The following is a 17,439-nucleotide window of genomic DNA, read 5'->3' as shown; positions in this document are numbered from 1 at the left end:
AGTATAGATTTGGCTGCCTGGCTGCAGACCCCGCCCGGCCGCTACCTGCTGGCCTGGGAGCAGGCCCAGGTCGACGCGGCCGTGGTCGACCTGTTCGGCTTCCATGCGCTGCAGCTTGGCCTGCCGGGGCTGGGCGGGCTGCAGGCCAACCGCATGCCGCACCGCTGGGTGGTCGGCCGTGACCTGCACAGCGAGTTTGAGGCCCTGCCTTTCGAGAGCGCCAGCCTGGACCTCGTGCTGCTGCCCCATGCGCTGGAGCTGGCCTGCGACGCGCATGCGCTGCTGCGCGAGGTGGAGCGCGTGCTGCGGCCCGAAGGGCGGCTCATCGTCTTCGGGCTGAACCCGGCGAGCCTGTGGGGCCTGCGCCAGAAGCTGGGCCGGCTGAAGCGCCGCGGCGAGCCCTTCCTGCCCAATTTCAGGCCGGGCGGCGACTTCATCGGCTACTGGCGACTGCGCGACTGGCTGAAACTGCTGTCCTTCGAGGTCGAGGCGGCGCGCTTCGGCGTCTACCGCCCGCCGCTGCGCACCGAGGCCTGGCTGCAGCGCTGGCAGTGGGCCGAGGGCGTGGGCTCGCGCTGGTGGCCGGTGCTGGGCGCCGTCTACTTCATCCAGGCGGTCAAGCGCGTGCAGGGCATGCGCATGATCGGCCTCTCCAAGAACAAGCGCATGGCGGCCAAGAATGCCCCCGCTGTCGCTTTGAACAACCATCACAAGAACAATGACTGAAACCACCAAGCCTGCCGTCGCCATCAAGCGCCCCCAGGTCACGATCTACACCGACGGCGCCTGCAAGGGCAACCCCGGCCCCGGCGGCTGGGGGGCCTGGCTGCACAGCGCGGGCCACGACAAGGAACTCTTCGGCGGCGAGCAGGGCACGACCAACAACCGCATGGAGCTGACCGCGCCCATCGAGGCGCTGGCCTCGCTCAAGCGCAGCTGCGATGTCGTCATCTACCTGGACAGCGAGTACGTGCGCAAGGGCATCACCGAGTGGATCGTCAACTGGCAGCGCCGCGGCTGGAAGACGGCCGACGGCAAGCCGGTGAAGAACGACGATCTCTGGAAGCGCCTGGACGCGCTGCGCAAGCTGCATGCGGTGGAGTGGCGCTGGGTCAAGGGTCATGCCGGCGACCCCGGCAACGAGCGCGCCGATGCGCTGGCGAACAAGGGCGTGGCCTCCCTCAGTAAAGTCCGCGCCAGCTGAACGCCGAGGGAGCCCACCCATGAAGCTGTTGCCCACCCTGCTCGCCGCACTGCTGGCCGCGAGTGCCGCCCAGGCCCAGACCTACACCGTGCTGTGCAGCAAGGTGGCCTGCGGCCAGCTCAAGCTGGCCGAGTCGCCGGGGCGGCTGGAGGTGGACTACAGCTACCGCAACAACGGCCGCGGGCCCGACCAGAAGGAGGCGATGACGTTTGCTCCCGACGGCGCCTGGCTGAGCTACCGCACCGAGGGCGTGTCCACCTACGGCGCGCGCATCGCCGAGAGCTTCGAGCGCCAGGCCGACGGCCGGGCGGTGTGGCGGTCGCCGGTGGACAGCGGCGAGCGGCCCGGTGCCGCCCGCGAGGCCGTCTACCTGCCGGTGCAGGCCAGCCCGGCCTGGCTCGCGCGCGTGGCGCAGAGCCTGCTGGCCGACAAGGCCACGCGCATCGAGGCTCTGCCGGTCGGGCGCCTGTCCATCGAGCGCGTGCAGCAGCTGAGCCTGCCCGGCCAGCCCTACCAGATCGGCCTCTACGCCGTTGACGGCCTGGATCTGGAGCCCAGCTACCTCTGGCTGCGCGAGGACAACCACGCGCTGTTCGCCCAGGTCTACCCCGGCTGGGGCGGCACGCTGCTGCAGGGCTTCGAGGGCGAGGCGGATCGGCTGTCCGACGTGCAGAAGCGGGCCCAGCTCGCGCGCCTGCAGCGGCTTGCCAGGGAGCTGCCCCAGCCGCTGCCCGGGCTGACCCTCATCGAGGGCGTGCGCTGGTTCGACGCCCAGGCCGGCGTGCTGCGCGGTCCGTCCGACGTCTATCTGTACCAAGGCCGCATCTCGGCCATTGCCAAGCCCGGCAGCTTCGCGAATGCCGCGCCGGCCCAGCGCATCGCTGGCCGGGGCCGCACGCTGCTGCCCGGCCTGGTGGACATGCACGCCCACCTGGGCGCCGGTGAACTGCTGCTCAACCTGGCCGCGGGTGTTACCGCCGTGCGCGATGTGGGCAACAGCAATGCCGAGCTGGCCGAGCTGCGCGGGCGCGTCGAGCGCGGCGAGGTGCTGGGCCCGAACATCGCGGCCAACGGCTTCATCGAGGGCAAGAGCCCGTTCTCGTCGCAGGCCGACTTCGTGGCCGACAGCCTGCCCGAGGCCCTCGCGGCCATCGACTGGTATGCCGCCCATGGCTACCGTCAGCTCAAGCTCTACAACTCCATCCGGCCGGAGTGGGTCAAGCCCATGGTGGCGCATGCGCGCGAGCTGGGCCTGCGCACCGGCGGCCATGTGCCGGCCTTCATGACGGCGCGCCAGGCGGTGGAGGCGGGCTTCGACGAAGTCCATCACATCAACCAGATCACGCTGAACTTCCTCGTCAGCAAGACCGACGACACGCGCACGCTGCTGCGCTTCAACCTGGTGGGAGACAAGGCGGCCGACCTCAAGCTCAACGATGCGCGCACCCGCGACTTCATCGCACTGCTGAAGAAGCATGGCACCGTCGTCGACCCGACGATGACCGCCTTCGAGGCCCAGTACACCCAGCGCCAGGGCCAGCCCGACCCGAGCTATGCGATGGTGGCGGCCAATCTGCCGGCCGTCGTGCAGCGCGGCTTCCTGTCCGCCGAGGTGGACATGGACGACGCCAAGGCCAGGCGCTGGGGCGCGAGCTGGAAGGTCATGATGGACCTGCTACGCCGCATGCACGCCGCCGGCGTCCCGCTGGTGTCCGGCACCGACGCCACTGCCGGCTTCGCGCTGCAGCGCGAGCTGGAGCTCTATGTGCAGGCCGGCATCCCGGCTGCGCAGGCGCTGAAGATCGCGACCTGGAACGGCGCGAAGTACAGCGACAGGCTGGGCGACATCGGCAGCATCGAGCGCGGCAAGCGCGCCGACCTGCTGCTGGTGGACGGTGACCCGGTGGCCGACATCCGCGCCATCCGCCGCGTGGCCCTGGTCTTCCAGGGGCGCAACGGCCAGACCCAGGCGCTGTCGCCCGCGGTGCTCTACCAGTCCATGGGCATCCTGCCCTTCGTGCCGGCCGCGGAGATCGTGAAGTGAGGCGCCTGGCTGCGCTGCTGCTGCTGGTCCTGCCGCTGCTGGCCGGCGCGGACACGACCTTGCGCTTCTGTGCCGCCGGCAGCCCCAAGACCTTCGACCCGGCAATGACCGACAGCGGCGTCGACCACATCACCCACCTGCCCATCTTCGGCACGCTGATCGAGACCCAGCGTGGCACCGACCAGCTCATCCCCGGCCTTGCGACGAGCTGGAGCCTCAGCCCCGACGGCCTGGCCTACACCTTCGAGCTGCGCCGCGGCGTGGCCTGGCAAACGACGGACGAGTTCAAGCCGACGCGCGAGTTCAACGCCGACGACGTGCTCTTCACCTTCGGCCGGCTGCTCAACCGCCCGGACGGTCCGGGTGGCGCCTTCGCTAAGGCCCTGCCCGGTGTATCGCCCTATGTCGTGTCCTTCGGCTGGGAGAAGCTCGTCCGCAAGGTCGAGAAGCTGGGCGGGCAGCAGGTCCGCATCACGCTGGCCGAGCGCGATGCGAGTTTCCTGTCTGCACTGACCTTCGTTTTCGCGGCCATCCAGTCGGCAGAGCAGGGCGCCCAGTTGCTGAAGGCCGGCAGGCCGCAGCGCATCGCCCAGCAGCCCGTCGGCACCGGGCCCTTCCAGCTGAAGAGCTTCCGCCAGGACGCCGTCATCCGCTATGTGAAGCATCCGGGCTGGTGGCGCAGGGACGAGAGGCCGCGCGCCGACCAGCTCGTCTTCGCGATCACGCCCGATGCCAACGTGCGCGCCCAGCGCCTGAAGCGCGACGAATGCGACATCGCCGCACCCGTCGGCCCGGCCGAGCTGGCCGAGCTGAAGAAGGCCCCCGCCATCAAGCTCGTGACCGCGCCGGGCATGAACGTCGGCATCCTGGCCTACAACACCAGGCGCCCGGCGCTCGCCAGGCCCGAGGTGCGCCAGGCGCTGGACATGGCCATCGACAAGGCGGCCATCCTGCGCACCGTCTACGGCGATGCCGGCGTCATCGCCAGCAGCCCCATCCCGGCCGCGAACTGGGCCCACGACGAAACGCTCAGGCCCACGCCGCACGACCCGGCCAGGGCCCGCGCGCTGCTCGAGAAGGCCGGGGTGCTGCCCCTGAACCTCACGCTCTGGGCCATGCCCGTCGTGCGCGCCTACAACCCCAACGGCCAGCTGATGGCGCAGATGATCCAGGCCGACTGGGCCAAGGTCGGCGTGACGGCGCGCATCGTCACCTACGAGTGGGGCGAGTACCTGCGCCGCATCGACGCCGGCGAGCACGACGCGGCGCTGTCGGGCTGGTACGGCGACCCCGAGCCCGCCAACACGGCCGGCCAGCTCGCCTGCGGGGCCTTCAGCGGCACGTCATGGTGCAACCCCGTCTACGACAAGCTGCTGGCCGAGGCGCGCCAGGCGCTCAAGCGCGAAGACCGCAAGCCGCTCTACGCCAGGGCCCAGCGCCTGGCCATGCAGGAGCTGCCCTGGTCGCCCATCGCCTACGGGCAACTGGCCGTGCCCGAGCGCGCGACCGTCAGGAACTTCGTGCTGGAACTGGACGGCAGCATGTATTTCGACGGGGTTCTCCCCCGCTAAACAAGGAAGACGAGATGAGCATCAAGAGCGACAAATGGATCCGCCGCATGGCCGAGCAGCACGGCATGATCGAGCCCTTCGAGCCGGGCCAGGTGCGCGAGCGCGACGGCCGCAAGATCGTCAGCTACGGCACCAGCAGCTACGGCTACGACATCCGCTGCGCGCCCGAGTTCAAGGTCTTCACCAATATCCACAGCACCGTGGTGGACCCGAAGAACTTCGACGAGAACAGCTTCGTCGACATCAACAAGGACGTCTGCATCATCCCGCCCAACAGCTTCGCGCTGGCGCGCACGATGGAGTACTTCCGCATCCCGCGCAATGTGCTGACGGTCTGCCTGGGCAAGAGCACCTATGCCCGCTGCGGCATCATCGTCAACGTGACGCCCTTCGAGCCCGAGTGGGAAGGCTATGTGACGCTGGAGTTCAGCAACACCACGCCGCTGCCGGCCAAGATCTACGCGGGCGAGGGCTGCGCCCAGGTGCTGTTCTTCGAGAGCGACGAGGTCTGCGAGACCAGCTACAAGGACCGCGGCGGCAAGTACCAGGGGCAGGTGGGCGTGACGTTGCCGAAGACTTGAGGCGTACCGGGGAGTCGGAGACTCGGCGAATGAGTTCAGCGACTGGCGTAGCCAGTCCGCTGGAATGACAGGTTGGACATGGCTACTGCTTGACCAGCCGATCCAACATAGCCCCGCCCACTACCTACGCAGCCACTGCACCGTCTTGGCCAGAAGCGACGCGATTGCCGCCAGAGCAACGGGCAACCAAAGAAGGCTGTACCACTTGACTGCGGTAAACCGCCAATCAGAATCATTGAGCCCGACGTATTGGGCGAGCATGCTGACGCAGCCCTTCTCGCCGGTCACAGAGTCCACCATAAGCGCAAGGCCTGAGTGAGCGTACAGCCAGATCGAGCTGACAAACAAAAGCACACTTGCCCCAGTGATGGCGCGTAGACGAGCGGTATTGGTCATTTCCAACGATTGCGTTCAGCTGCGCAGTCAGGCGTCGGCTGCAACAGCGGGTTAGGACTCATTTGTCACCTCACCGCAGATGACCAGATCGGGCCAATGATCTTTCCAGGATTCGATTTCGTCCTGCGCATGTAAGTGACCGAATCGGTTGCCCATGGATTCCATCTTGTCGGCTGCGGCCAGCATGAATTTGGCCAAGACTCGAATGGTCTCCGGGTTTGCAGAGACGGAGAACTCGACCAGTTCAAGCAAGCCATGCTCGTTGATTTGGCCGCCCTTTGGATAGGCAAATGCGCGCATGAGGTCAACGTGTTCTCGAGAGACCGCCGCCGCCACCCATCACGGCGCACCCTTCGGCAAGTCCCTGTCAGTGTTCGACTATGCCAATAAAACATCGGCAAAAGCGGCAACCGGCTATACACCGAGGAGCAGGCGTCGAGCGGCATGAAGCGTTGATCATCACGATCCTGCGGCCTCGGCCTTTCACCCACGAGTCCGCGCCAGATAGCCCATCAACCCGATCCGCCCGGCCCGCATCACCCTTTTGTGGTTCCACCGGAACAGCGGTGCCAGCAGCGGCGCCGCCCAGCGCAGCGGCCCCGGCGGCAGCATGACGCGCCACACGAACGTCACGTCGGTATGCCCGCCCGCCTCGGGCAAGGCCTGGTGCAGCAGCCAGATGCCTTCGCCCGCCAGCGTGCCGGCCGCACGGGCGCGCAGGCGTTCTTCGCGCTTCACTTCGGTCACTTCCAGCTCCAGCCGCAGCCGGTAGCCCAGGCCGGTGCGGAACGTGAGCCGCTGCACGCGGCCGACGCCGGCCTCGTCGCCGTTCCTCAGCCGCTGCACCTCAACGACGCCCGGCCACCAGCGCGGCCAGTGCTCGGTTTCGGTGATGGCCCGCCAGACTTGGGGCGCCGGCGCGTCCAGGCGCCAGTGGCTGACGAGGTCGAAGTAAGCGTTCTGAGGCATGCGAAGGGGATACGCCGGGCTGGTCAGGGCGGATGTCGGGAACTACGCTGCATCCGGATTTGAATCCATTGCGTAAGCTTGCTCATGACCTCGCCCTCCGCCACACCCGCCCAGGCCCGCGCCATCCGCCGCCGCCTGCTGGAGCGGGTGGCCGACTCCGACCGCAGCCACCTGACCGTGCCCGCGGGCGCGGCCGGCTGGCAGCCCTTCGGCGAGGGCGTGCAGATCAAGATCCTGCATGAGAGCGAAGGCATTCTGAGCTACCTGCTCAGGTTCGCGCCCGGTGCCCGCCTCGATGCCCACCGCCATCCGGCGGACGAGGAATGCCTGGTGCTGGAAGGGGTGCTGAAGGTCGGCAGCCGCATCGAGGTCGGCCCCGGCGGCTACCACCTGGCGCGGGCCGGCAGCCTGCACGCCGGCATCGGCACCGAGACGGGCGCGACCATCTTCCTGCGCGGTGCCGAGCCGCAGGTCGACCAACTCCTGGCCTGAGAGCTTGTGAGTCTTTCACCCATGCCCGCCCTGCACGCCGAAACGCCCCCGCTCCGCGTTGCAAATGCTCGCCATAGCCCGAGCTATGGCTGTGCTTTGCGCCTTGATCGGGGGCGTTTTGGCGCGCCTTTCGGTCACGGTCGAAACACTCACAAGCTCTGAGGTTTGCCATGACCCTCCCGCACCCGACCGAGGCCGATGACGAGGCGCCCGCGCATGCGCTGCTGTTCGACGACGCGGTGGAGCCGCATGACGGCGAGCCTGTCGATGCCGGAGTGGGCGGGGCCCGGCCCGGCTGCATGTCTCCGGACGACGTCCAGCTCGAGGCCTGGATCGCCGCCATCGTCGACCACGACGAGCGCGCGCTGATGGCGCTCTACGAGGCCACGTTGTCGCGCGTCTACGGCCTGGCGCTGCGCCTGGTGCGCCGGCCCCAGCTGGCCGAGGAGGTGGCCGAGGAGGTCTATTTCCAGGTCTGGCGCCAGGCGCCGCGCTTCGATGCCGCGCGCGGCCGGCCGCTGACCTGGCTGCTGGGCATGGCGCGTTCACGGGCCATCGACGCGATCCGCCGCGAGGCCCGCTTCCAGCATGAGGAGCTGGACGATGAGGCGGCGCCGCCGCAGGCGCCCGCGGCCGAGTCCGGCGACGAGCTGCTGGCCGTGGCCCAGGGCCATGCCGAGCTGCATCGGGCGCTGCTGCTGCTCAAGCCCCAGCCGCGCCAACTGGTGGCGCTGGCCTTCTTCAGCGGCCTGTCGCACGAGGAGATCGCGAGCCAGACCCGGCTGCCGCTGGGCACGGTCAAGTCGCAGATCCGCCGCGCCCTCGTCACGCTGCGCGAGGCGCTGGGCGACACTGGTGCGCATGCGCTGCCGGCCTGAGGGGGATGCCATGACGACGATGCCGACAACTCCAGAATCCGACGACGACATGAGCCCCTTGCTCAGTGAGCCCTTCGCACGCGCCTGGGCCGCGCCCGCGCCGGGAGGCCAGTCCGCCCTGGGCGAACGCCTGAGCGGCCGGCTGCGGCAGTCGCTCGCGGCCGAGCGTGGCATGGTGACCGTGCGCCGCCGCAAGGCCAGCCCCGAGCCGCTCACCGAGGGTGTGCAGCAGCGCTGGCTCTACCGCGCGCCCGCCGACCGCCCGCTGCGCCCGGGCGAGCCGCTGGCCGCACGCGTCGTGGAGCTGGCCGCGGGCGCCAGCCTGCAGCTGCCGGCGATGGCGGGCGCGCGCGAACTGCTGGTCGTGCGCGGCCGGGTCGACGTCGATGGCGAAACCCTGGGCCTGTGCGATTTCCTGGTGCTGCCGCAGGGCAGTGCGGCGCGCCTGGCCAGCCGCGAGGGCGCCCATGTCTTCGTGCGCGAGGCCCAGCAGCCCGTCGAAGGCCGCACGCTGGTGCGCGACGCCGAGGCCGGCTGGCCCGAGTTCGCGCCCGGCATCCGCCGCCGCGTGCTGTGGAGCGGCGGCGGCCAGGCCGCGCTGCTCTACCGCGCCGAACCCGGCGCCGGCGTGCCCGGCCATGGCCACGGCCACGACGAGGAATGCCTGATGGTGCAGGGCGAGCTCTTCCTGGACGACCTGCTGCTGCAGCAGGGCGACTACCAGCTCGCGCCTGCCGGCACCGGCCACCGCGTCACCGAGACCGACACCGGCGTCATCATCTACGCCCACGGCGACCTGGACCTGCAGTTCACTTGAGCCGGATCAGCCGGAGTCAGGCCGGCCTTTTCGGCCTTTATCCGGCCTTCGCGCGACCGATGCCCCGGCAGCATGGGAACCCCGAGCGAAGTACGCCGAGGCCCGCCATGTTGATCCCGCTGCACCTGATCCCCGTTCCTGCCGACGAACCCCGCGGCCTCGGCGACCCGGGCCATGCCTGGCAGCGCGACAGCGGCCTGAAGATCGCCGCCGGCATGCACCTGGGCGACATCCGCGCGCTGGGCCTGGCGGTGGCGGGTGCCACCAACGGCCCGGTCAGCACGGGCGACCTGCTGCGCTTCGGCCAGCTGATGAACGACGCCGGGCTGGCCATCAACCCCACGCGCATGCTCCACGACCGCCAATACGCCTACGACCGCCTCGCGGAGGGCCATGGCAGCGAGCATCCGGGCCTGCGCGAGCTGGCGCTGGACCTGTTCGAGGCCTACCAGTCGGCCGGCGAATGGATCGGCCTGGCGCATTGAGGCCCCCGGCTCAGCGGGTAGGCTGAGCCACCTCGGGCTTTCCCCAGGGCCGAAACCTGCCTTTCCTCACTCCGGCCTCGTGGCCGAGTGCCACTACCCTCGCGGGTTCGTTTTCAAACCGACCCGCTCCATGATCCGTCACTCCCTCACGCTGCTGGCCGCGGCCACGCTGGCCGTCACTGCCGCCCATGCCGACGAAGGCATGTGGATGCCCAAGCAACTGCCGCAGATCGCCAAGGCACTGAAGGCCGACGGCCTCGCGCTGGACGCCAACGCGCTGAAGGACCTGACCGCCTTCCCGATGGGCGCCGTCGTGTCGCTGGGCGGCTGCACGGCCAGCTTCGTGTCGCCGCAGGGCCTGGTCGTCACCAACCACCACTGCGCCTACGGCAGCCTGCAGTTCAACTCCACGCCCCAGCGCGACCTGCTGAAGAACGGCTTCTACGCCGCCACGCTGGCCGACGAGCTGCCCGCCGCGCCCGGCAGCCGCGTGTTCGTCACGGTCGACATGAAGGACGTCAGCGCCGAGATCCTGAACGACAAGACGCGTGCGCTGACAGGCAAGGCCCTCACCGACGCCATCGAGGCCAGCGAGAAGCAGCTCGTCGCCGCCTGCGAGGCCGACAAGGGCCACCGCTGCAATGTCTATCCCTTCTTCGGCGGCCTGCAGTTCCAGCTCATCAAGCAGCTCGAGATCCGCGACGTGCGCCTGGTGCATGCGCCGGCCGGCGGCGTGGGCGTGTTCGGCGGCGATGCCGACAACTGGATGTGGCCGCGCCACACTGGCGACTACAGCTTCTACCGCGCCTACGTCGGCCCGGACGGCAAGCCCGCCGATTTCAGCAAGGACAACAAGCCCTACCAGCCCAGGCTCCACCTGAAGATGGCCACGAGCCCGCTGAACGAGGGCGACTTCGTCATGGTCACCGGCTACCCGGGCCGCACCAGCCGCCATAAGCTGCCGCGCGAGGTCGAGTTCACCTTCGGCTGGGAGCAGGGCGCCATCGTGAAGGCGATGGGCGAGTCCATCGACATCATCAAGGCCGAGACCGCCGGCCGCCGCGACGCCGAGATCAAGATGGCCGCGCGCATGCAGGGCCTGCAGAACTACTACAAGAACCGCAACGGCCAGCAGGCCAGCTACGACGGCAGCGACATCCTCGCGCGCAAGACAGCCGCCTTCGACCAGCTCAAGGGATGGGCTAACGGAACACCCGAACGCAAGGCCAAATACGGCGCCGACATCGCCGCGACCGACGCGCTGCTGGCCGAGCGCGAGGCCATCGCCCGCGCCGAATACCTGCTCGGCTTCGCCTCACCTTCCATGCTCGGCTCGGCCCGCCAGCTCTACCAACTGGCCCAGGAGCGCGCCAAGCCCGACGCCGAACGCAAGCCCGGCTACCAGGACCGCGACCTGCCGCGCCTGCGCGCCGGCCTGCAGCAGCTCGAGCGCCGCTACGACGAAGCCACCGACAAGCGCCTGGTCGCGCACTTCCTGGCCCGCTACCTGGCCCAGTCGGCGGACAGCCTGAATGCCGCGCTGCTGGGCGCCTGGGGGCTGAAGGCCGGCCAGGACGAGGCCGCCATCCGTGCCCGCCTGGATGGGGTCTACGCCGCCAGCAAGCTCGCCGACACGCCGACCCGCCTGGGCTGGATGGACAAGGACGCGGCCGCCTTCAAGGCCAGCGACGACGCCTTCATCCAGATGGCCGTGGCCCTGTACGACGACGACCAGAAGCGCGAGAGCCGCGACAGGGAACTGGCCGGCAAGCTGCAGAAGGCCTATGCCGGCACGCAGCGGGCCATGATCGATTTCCACGCCAGCCGCGGCGAGGCCGTCTACCCCGATGCCAACAGCACGCTGCGCATCGGCTTCGGCAAGGTGCAGGGGCGTGACGTCGGCCGCGACGGCGAGACCTGGACCGCCTTCACGACGCTGCGCGGCATCGTCGCCAAGCACAGGGGCCCGGACGAGGCGGGCGGCGAGTTCAACGCGCCGGCCAACGAACTGGCCGCCATCAAGGCCAGGCAGTTCGGCAACTACTACGTGAAGAGCCTGGACTCGGTGCCGGTGAACTTCCTGGCCACGCTGGATACGACCGGCGGCAACTCCGGCTCGCCGGTGCTGAACAGGAAGGGCGAGCTCGTCGGCCTGCTGTTCGACGGCACGCTGGACGCCGTCATCTCCGACTGGGACTTCAACCCCAAGGCCGTGCGCAGCATCTGCCTGGATGCGCGCTACATGCTGTGGCAGATGAGCGTCGTCGACAAGGCCAGCCGCATGCTGGACGAAATGGGCGTCAAGCCTTGAAACGACGGCGGCGGCCGAAGCCGCCGCCTTGAACGACGGGTGCCCCTTGGGGCGCCCGTTGCCGTTATTGGTGCCAGCTGCCCTTGACCCAGAACCAGCCGCCCGAGTCCAGTTGCCACACCCAGTGGCCCGGCACCCAGAAGTGCATCGGCGAGGGCGCCACGGTGATCTGCTCGATGATCACCGCCGGCACCGGCGGAACCGCCTGATGCACCCAGCGGCCGTGCGCCCAGGCCCAGTCGCGGCCTTCCCATTTCCAGTGGCCCGGCACCCAGTGCCAGTCCGGCCCCGGCATCGTGCCGCGGTCCTCGGCGATCGGCGCCGGCATATGCCGCACGACGGGGGCGGCAGGCCTCACGACGACCTGCTCCTTGACGACGCAACCTGAGAGGCCCAGGCCAGTGGCGGCGGCCAGGCCGCCCAACACGGCGGCGGACAGGACATGGCGAATTCGAAGCTTCATGGGGCGAGGGCGGCCAGGCCGCCGCGTTGGTTGAAAGTGGCGCGAGTATGGTCAGGCAGCCTGTCGGCAGACCGTCGCGCGGCTGACCCGTCAGCCCTTGATCCTAGATCCGGCAGTTGACCGCTCCATACTCATCGAAAGGCTCTGTACATCAACGTCTTGGCGGCGTGTTGCTGTTCACCACTTCGGTGGGCAGCGCTGCACGCCCGCTGGCCTGGCGCTTCGGCCCGCTGGCTGCGTTGCTTCTCCTCGTGGGCGGGAGCCCACTTCGTCGGCGCGCCTTGCCACCAGGCCGCCCCGCCAAGCCCTCGGGCGTGCCCAACTGCCGGATCTAGGATCATTCCTTGGCGATGGCCTCGACCTGGATGCGCAGCTGCACGTCCATGTCGAAGCCCCAGTCCTTGCCGGCCGTGAGGCCGAAGTCCTCGCGGTTGAAATGGCCCGACGCATCCGCGCCGCAGAGTTCGCGCTTGTAGAGCGGGTGCGGGATGCACTTGAGTCGGTGGATGGCCAGCGTCACCGGCCGGGTCTGGCCGTTCAACGTCAGCTCGCCGACGAGCCGGGCCGGCATGCCGCCGCTGTCACCGGCGAAGCGGCCCTTGAAGCTCGCCGTCGGGTTCTTGTCGACGTTGAGGAACTCCTTGCCTCGGGCCCAGTCGTTCATCGCGGCGAGGCCGAAGTCGATGGCAGCCAGGTTCATCTGCACATCCACGCTGCCGCTGCCGTCGGCCTTGTCGAAGACGATGCTGCCGGTGTTCTTCGTCAGCTTGCCGCGCCAGAAGGACAGGCCCATGTGGTCGGCCTCGAAGCTTGGATAGGTGTGCATGGGGTCGATCTGGTAGCTCACCGGCGCGGCCTGGGCCAGGGCGGCGGCGAGGAGGGCGGGGATCGGTGTCAGTCGTTTCATGGCTTGTCCTTGGCGGTTCAGAGGGGGGCCGGGCACGATGCCTGACACTACGACGAACCGGGCGCAGCGATTTCGACAGGCGCCGATCATCTCCCCGCCATGACGCTTCTCCGCCGCACGCTGCTCGTCTTGTTGACCTTTGTCCTCGCCGCCTGCGCGCCGCTGCGCCCCCAGCAGCCCGCCGAGAAGCGCTACACGGCCGCCGAGCTGCTCGCGCTGAAGCCCGCCGACCTGGCCTGGCCGGCCACGTCCACCGACGGCGAGCGGGCGCTGCGCGAGGCGGCGCTGGCCGGCATCCGCGCCCGCCTGGCCCTGCCGCCCGGCCCCGAGCGCGACGCGGCGCTGCCGGCGCTTTTCGACGCCATCGCCCAGTACAACGCCGAGGCCGATGCGGCCCGCCCGCTGCTGCTGGAGGCCCTGCCCACGCTGGCCACGCGCGACGCCGACACCCAGCGCGCGTTGCTGACCGCCGCCCACACCCTCTACCCGGCCGAAGCCGCGCCGCTGCTGTGGCCGCTGCTGCCTCAGCTGACCGCCAGCAAACCCTTCGCCATCGCCGCCTACACGCTGCTGCAGGCCGATCCCGGCGCCGCGCCGCGCCTGCTGGCCCTGCTGCCCCAGCAATTCCCGGCCTGGGCCGACGACCCGCGCCTGACCGCGCTGATGCAGCGCCTGCAGCCCGCCGTCGCCGCCCCGCCGCCGCTCGCCGAGCTGCTGGCCGCGCCACTGCGCCCGGGCTACCCCGTCATCGTCAGCCTGCAGCGCCTGGGGCGCCAGCAGATGGGCCTGGCCCTGGTGCGCGCGGCCGACGGCCGCTTCGTGCGCGACGCCGCGGGCCAGCTCTTCGCGTCGCCCCAGCTCGCACTCGCGCGCAGCGGCCTGGCCGGCACCATCACCAATGGCAACACGCCGCAGGGCCTGTTCACCATCGTCGGCTCGGGTACGGCCACCAACCCCAACATCGGCCCCACGCCCTATCTGCACAGTAAGCTGCCCGTCGAGGCCACGCCGGCCGAGTTCGAGCATGTCGACGCCACCGGCGCGGCCGATTGGAGCGAGGCGCTGTACGAGAGCTATCTGCCCGAGAGCTGGCGCGCCTGGGCGCCGATCAAGGAGGCCTGGCTGGCCGGCCGCGCCGGGCGCGACGAACTGCTCATCCACGGCACGACCCTCAACCCGGCCTATTACGCCGGTAGCGCCTACTTTCCCGGCACGCCGCAGCAGGGCTGCCTGATCTCCAACGAGGACTGGGATGCGGCCACAGGCCGCCTGCTCGCCAGCCGCCAGCTGGCGCTGGCCCAGGTCTATGCGGCGGCCAGCCCGCGCGCCGACCTCGCCGGCTATCTCCTCGTCGTCGAGGTCGGCCAGCCGGGCGCCGGCCCGGTCACGCGCGAGGAGGCCCAGGCCCTCGTCGACGCGGCCGGCCGCTGAGTGCTGTCCCCGGATCGGGGGATGCTGGCTTGACAGGGGGCGCAGTACATCTAGCCGTCTTGGTCATCCGAGGAGATCCGCCATGATTGCTTGGGAAATCCAGGGTAGCGAGCTGATCAACTGCAACTGCGCCTACGGCTGCCCCTGCCAGTTCAACGCGCCGCCATCGAAGGGTGCCTGCGAGGCCATGGGCGCCATCGCCATCGACAAGGGGCATTTCGGCGATGTCAGCCTCGACGGGCTGAGGATCGCCGTCGTCTTCCAATGGCCGGGCGCCATCCACCAGGGCCGGGGCAAGTGCCAGCCCGTCGTCGATGCCAGGGCCAGCGCGGCGCAGCGCGAGGCGCTGCTGAAGATCATGTCGGGTCAGGAGACCGAGCCCTTCGCGACGATGTTCTCTGTGTTCGCGACGACGCTGGAGCAGGTCTTCGAGCCCATCGTGACGACGATCGACTACGAGGTCGATGTCGACGCCCGGCGCGGCAAGGTGAGGGCCGCGGGCGTGTTCGAGCTCGAGGGCCAGCCCATCCGCAACCCGGTCAGCGGCCAGGAGCACCGCGCCCGCATCGACCTGCCGCACGGCTTCGAGTACGAGCTGGCCGAGGTCGGCTCCGGCACCAGCCGCTCGCAGGGCGCCATCGCCCTGGAGCTGAAGGACAGCTATGCGCAGTTCGCGCGCCTGCATCTGAACAACCGCGGGGTGGTCAGGCACCGCGCCGCCGCCTGATCTTGATCGAGGCCGTGCTGAGGCGCGAGCGGGCGGTGACGGCCGCCGCACTCGCCGCCCTCGTGCTGCTGGCCTGGGCCTATGTCGCCCAGGGCGCGGGCATGGGCATGAGCGCCTGGCAGATGACCCGCCTGAGCCTGTTCCCGCACCGCCAGGCCGAGGTGGCCGGCGCGATGGCCGATGCCTGGCCCATCCTGATCGCGATGTGGTGGGTCATGATGATCGGCATGATGACGCCGAGCGCAGCGCCCCTGGTGCTGCTGCATGCGCGCGTGCTGCGCGCCCATGCACCGGTGGGCCGTGGTGTCGGCGCGGCCACGGCGGCGCTGCTGGCCGGCTATCTCTGCGTGTGGCTGGCGTTCTCGGTTGCTGCCGCCGGCCTGCAGAAGGCCTTGCAGGCCCTGGGCCTGCTGTCCGGCATGATGCTGTGGTCGCGCAGCGCCTGGCTGTCGGCAGCCGTGCTCGGCCTGGCGGGCCTGTACCAGCTGACCTCGGCCAAGCGCGCCTGCCTGGCACGCTGCCGCAGCCCGGTCGGCTTCCTGACCCGGCACGGCGGCAGCGGCCCGGGCGCCGGCTTCGTGCTCGGCCTGCGCCACGGCGCCTACTGCGTCGGCTGCTGCGGCCTGCTGATGGCCCTGCTCTTCGTCGGCGGCGTCATGAACCTGGTCTGGATCGCCGCGCTGACCGCCGTCGTGCTGCTGGAGAAACTGCTGCCGGCCGGCGTCGCCTTTGGCCGCTGGCTGGGCGGCCTGCTGCTGCTGTGGGCCCTGGCGACGCTGATCGTCTAGGCTGCGGCCCATGCCGCTTCTGCACCTCATCCCGCCCCGCCTCGACGACGCCGACGAACTGCTGCGCTTCGAGACCGACAACCGCGCTTTTTTCGAGGCTCGCGTCAATGCGCGGCCGGCGGGCTATTACTCCCCCGAGGGCGTGCGCGCCGCGATCGCTCTCGCCGAGCGCGAGGCGGCCGAGGACAAGGGCTACCAGTTCCTCGTGCGCAGCGGGGCCGGCGAGCTGGTGGGCCGCGTCAACCTGGTCGGCCTGCGGCGCAGCCACTTCCATTCGGCCGACCTCGGCTACCGCATGGCCGAGTCCGCCTGCGGCAAGGGCTACGCGAGCGAGGCCGTGCGGTTGGTGCTGCTCAAGGCCTTCGGCGAATTGGGTCTGAAGCGGCTGGAGGCCAATGCGCGCGTCGGCAACGAGGGCTCGATCCGCGTGCTGCTGCGCAATGGCTTCGAGCAGTTCGGCCATTCCAGGCGCAGTTTCGAGCTCGGTGGCGTCTGGCATGACAGGCTGCACTTCGAGCGCCATGCCGATTGAGGCAGGATGGCTGCATGCAAGCCCCACGCAGCCCCGTCGTCCTCGCCGCCGCGAGCCTTGCCATCGCCTGCGGCCTGGCCGGCGCCCAGGCGTTCGCGCCCAGCGCCGATGGCCAGGAGCTGCTGGATGCCGCCGGCCAGCGCGCCTGGGCGCGCTGCGTCGAGGGCATGCGCTGGGACGGGCGCAGCTGCCAGGGCCGGCCGGCCCTCTTCACGCATGCCGAGGCGCTGGCGATGGCGCGTTCGCGCAGTGCGGCCGAGGGGCGGGCCTGGCGTGTGCCGCAGCTGCGGGAACTCAAGCATTTTGGCGAAGGACTGGCGCATGAGCCCCAGGCCGGCACGCTAGCGCCGGCCGCGCCCCAGGGCTGGTACTGGACCGGCACCGTGCGCATCGACAGCGAGTCGGCCAACCCCTACGCCTACCGCAACGTGCAGCGCGGCGCGACCGAGACCCATGTCGACCGGCTCATCGTGCAGACCGGCTGGGCGCTCGACCCGCGCAACGGCGAGACCCGCGGCGACATGCCCCGGCGCGAGCGCCTGCCGGTGCGGCTGGTGCGCAGCGTCGAACCCTGAGATGGAGCCCCCGGCCCAGCGAGTACGCTGGTCCGCCCTCCGAGGGGGCGCCGATGCTTGCGGCGTCGAGCCGCAAGCATCGCCAGCGCGGGCCGGCTTGGGAGCGGCCCGGCGCTCGGCCCGGAAAGCGCACCGCCAAGACGGGTCGGGTGAGCGCGAGACCGGGAACGGCTCTGAGCAACCCAACCCCGCATGCGGGCCAGGTGTCCCTGAAGAAACGACGATGAGCTACAAGGTGGACGGCAGCGCCGAGATGACCGACACGTCA

The 17,439-nt window shown here is 69.9% G+C and carries 20 protein-coding genes; 15 read left to right on the top strand and 5 right to left on the bottom strand.

Going from position 1 to position 17,439, the window contains the following annotated elements; all coding sequences use genetic code 11:
* Positions 1–9 precede the first annotated feature (9 nt).
* Genes EV671_RS21155 through dcd form a run of 5 tightly spaced genes read left to right on the top strand, consistent with a single transcriptional unit; the run spans position 10 to position 5,400 of the window.
* Positions 10–726 (top strand): class I SAM-dependent methyltransferase, encoded by a 717-nt coding sequence (locus tag EV671_RS21155; protein WP_415840551.1) that lies wholly within the window; start codon positions 10–12, stop codon positions 724–726.
* Positions 719–1,204, top strand: a complete 486-nt coding sequence (rnhA, locus tag EV671_RS21150; protein WP_132575491.1) for a ribonuclease HI — start codon at positions 719–721, stop codon at positions 1,202–1,204. The genes EV671_RS21155 and rnhA overlap by 8 nt, the downstream gene beginning before the upstream one ends.
* Before the next feature lie 19 nt (positions 1,205–1,223).
* Entirely contained in the window at positions 1,224–3,248 is a 2,025-nt protein-coding gene (locus tag EV671_RS21145; RefSeq protein WP_165917667.1) for an amidohydrolase family protein, read from the top strand.
* Positions 3,245–4,819: an ABC transporter substrate-binding protein gene (locus EV671_RS21140; RefSeq protein WP_132575487.1), complete on the top strand. Its 1,575-nt coding sequence runs from the start codon at positions 3,245–3,247 to the stop codon at positions 4,817–4,819. Before EV671_RS21145 ends, EV671_RS21140 begins: the two co-directional genes overlap by 4 nt.
* Positions 4,820–4,833: 14 nt before the next feature.
* On the top strand, positions 4,834–5,400 hold the full coding sequence (gene dcd, locus EV671_RS21135) for a dCTP deaminase (RefSeq protein WP_132575485.1): 567 nt from the start codon (positions 4,834–4,836) through the stop codon (positions 5,398–5,400).
* Positions 5,401–5,520: 120 nt separating this feature from the next.
* Here the strand turns inward: dcd and EV671_RS21130 are convergent, their stop codons facing one another.
* The 3 genes from EV671_RS21130 to EV671_RS21120 all read right to left on the bottom strand — a co-directional run bounded on the left by EV671_RS21130 (position 5,521) and on the right by EV671_RS21120 (position 6,765).
* Entirely contained in the window at positions 5,521–5,796 is a 276-nt protein-coding gene (locus EV671_RS21130) for a hypothetical protein (RefSeq protein ID WP_132575483.1), read from the bottom strand.
* 51 nt (positions 5,797–5,847) lie between these two features.
* Positions 5,848–6,096 (bottom strand): Imm32 family immunity protein, encoded by a 249-nt coding sequence (locus EV671_RS21125; RefSeq protein WP_132575481.1) that lies wholly within the window; start codon positions 6,094–6,096, stop codon positions 5,848–5,850.
* Between the two features lie 183 nt (positions 6,097–6,279).
* Positions 6,280–6,765, bottom strand: coding sequence for an SRPBCC family protein (locus tag EV671_RS21120; protein WP_132575479.1), 486 nt, complete (start codon positions 6,763–6,765; stop codon positions 6,280–6,282).
* 84 nt (positions 6,766–6,849) lie between these two features.
* On the opposite strand from EV671_RS21120, the gene EV671_RS21115 reads away from it, so the two are divergent.
* The 5 genes from EV671_RS21115 to EV671_RS21095 all read left to right on the top strand — a co-directional run bounded on the left by EV671_RS21115 (position 6,850) and on the right by EV671_RS21095 (position 11,748).
* Positions 6,850–7,257, top strand: coding sequence for a cupin domain-containing protein (locus tag EV671_RS21115; RefSeq protein ID WP_132575477.1), 408 nt, complete (start codon positions 6,850–6,852; stop codon positions 7,255–7,257).
* Between the two features lie 170 nt (positions 7,258–7,427).
* A complete protein-coding gene (locus tag EV671_RS21110; RefSeq protein ID WP_132575475.1) occupies positions 7,428–8,135 on the top strand; it encodes a sigma-70 family RNA polymerase sigma factor in 708 nt (235 codons plus the stop codon).
* Positions 8,136–8,184: 49 nt separating this feature from the next.
* Complete coding sequence (locus EV671_RS21105; RefSeq protein WP_132575473.1) at positions 8,185–8,952, top strand: cupin domain-containing protein; 768 nt, start codon at positions 8,185–8,187, stop codon at positions 8,950–8,952.
* 107 nt (positions 8,953–9,059) lie between these two features.
* Positions 9,060–9,437 carry a hypothetical protein gene (locus tag EV671_RS21100; protein ID WP_132575471.1) on the top strand — a complete coding sequence of 126 codons (378 nt, stop codon included), beginning with the start codon at positions 9,060–9,062 and terminating at the stop codon, positions 9,435–9,437.
* Positions 9,438–9,567: 130 nt separating this feature from the next.
* Complete coding sequence (locus EV671_RS21095) at positions 9,568–11,748, top strand: S46 family peptidase (protein ID WP_207911217.1); 2,181 nt, start codon at positions 9,568–9,570, stop codon at positions 11,746–11,748.
* Between the two features lie 64 nt (positions 11,749–11,812).
* Here EV671_RS21095 and EV671_RS21090 read toward each other — a convergent pair whose 3' ends face one another.
* Positions 11,813–12,211: a YXWGXW repeat-containing protein gene (locus EV671_RS21090; RefSeq protein ID WP_132575469.1), complete on the bottom strand. Its 399-nt coding sequence runs from the start codon at positions 12,209–12,211 to the stop codon at positions 11,813–11,815.
* Positions 12,212–12,548: 337 nt separating this feature from the next.
* On the bottom strand, positions 12,549–13,118 hold the full coding sequence (locus tag EV671_RS21085) for a YceI family protein (RefSeq protein ID WP_132575467.1): 570 nt from the start codon (positions 13,116–13,118) through the stop codon (positions 12,549–12,551).
* A gap of 99 nt (positions 13,119–13,217) precedes the next feature.
* On the opposite strand from EV671_RS21085, the gene EV671_RS21080 reads away from it, so the two are divergent.
* The 5 genes from EV671_RS21080 to EV671_RS21060 all read left to right on the top strand — a co-directional run bounded on the left by EV671_RS21080 (position 13,218) and on the right by EV671_RS21060 (position 17,171).
* Positions 13,218–14,549 (top strand): hypothetical protein, encoded by a 1,332-nt coding sequence (locus EV671_RS21080; protein WP_132575465.1) that lies wholly within the window; start codon positions 13,218–13,220, stop codon positions 14,547–14,549.
* A gap of 82 nt (positions 14,550–14,631) precedes the next feature.
* Positions 14,632–15,276 (top strand): DUF1326 domain-containing protein, encoded by a 645-nt coding sequence (locus EV671_RS21075; RefSeq protein WP_132575463.1) that lies wholly within the window; start codon positions 14,632–14,634, stop codon positions 15,274–15,276.
* Positions 15,273–16,064: a DUF2182 domain-containing protein gene (locus EV671_RS21070; protein WP_132575549.1), complete on the top strand. Its 792-nt coding sequence runs from the start codon at positions 15,273–15,275 to the stop codon at positions 16,062–16,064. Before EV671_RS21075 ends, EV671_RS21070 begins: the two co-directional genes overlap by 4 nt.
* 10 nt (positions 16,065–16,074) lie before the next feature.
* Positions 16,075–16,596 carry a GNAT family N-acetyltransferase gene (locus EV671_RS21065; protein ID WP_132575461.1) on the top strand — a complete coding sequence of 174 codons (522 nt, stop codon included), beginning with the start codon at positions 16,075–16,077 and terminating at the stop codon, positions 16,594–16,596.
* Between the two features lie 14 nt (positions 16,597–16,610).
* Positions 16,611–17,171, top strand: a complete 561-nt coding sequence (locus EV671_RS21060; RefSeq protein ID WP_132575459.1) for an Lcl domain-containing protein — start codon at positions 16,611–16,613, stop codon at positions 17,169–17,171.
* Positions 17,172–17,439: the final 268 nt, after the last annotated feature.

The sequence above is a fragment of the Roseateles saccharophilus genome, assembly GCF_004342485.1.
In the GTDB taxonomy this organism is placed as follows: domain Bacteria; phylum Pseudomonadota; class Gammaproteobacteria; order Burkholderiales; family Burkholderiaceae_C; genus Pelomonas; species Pelomonas saccharophila.
This window is presented reverse-complemented; position numbering and strand designations above follow the sequence as displayed.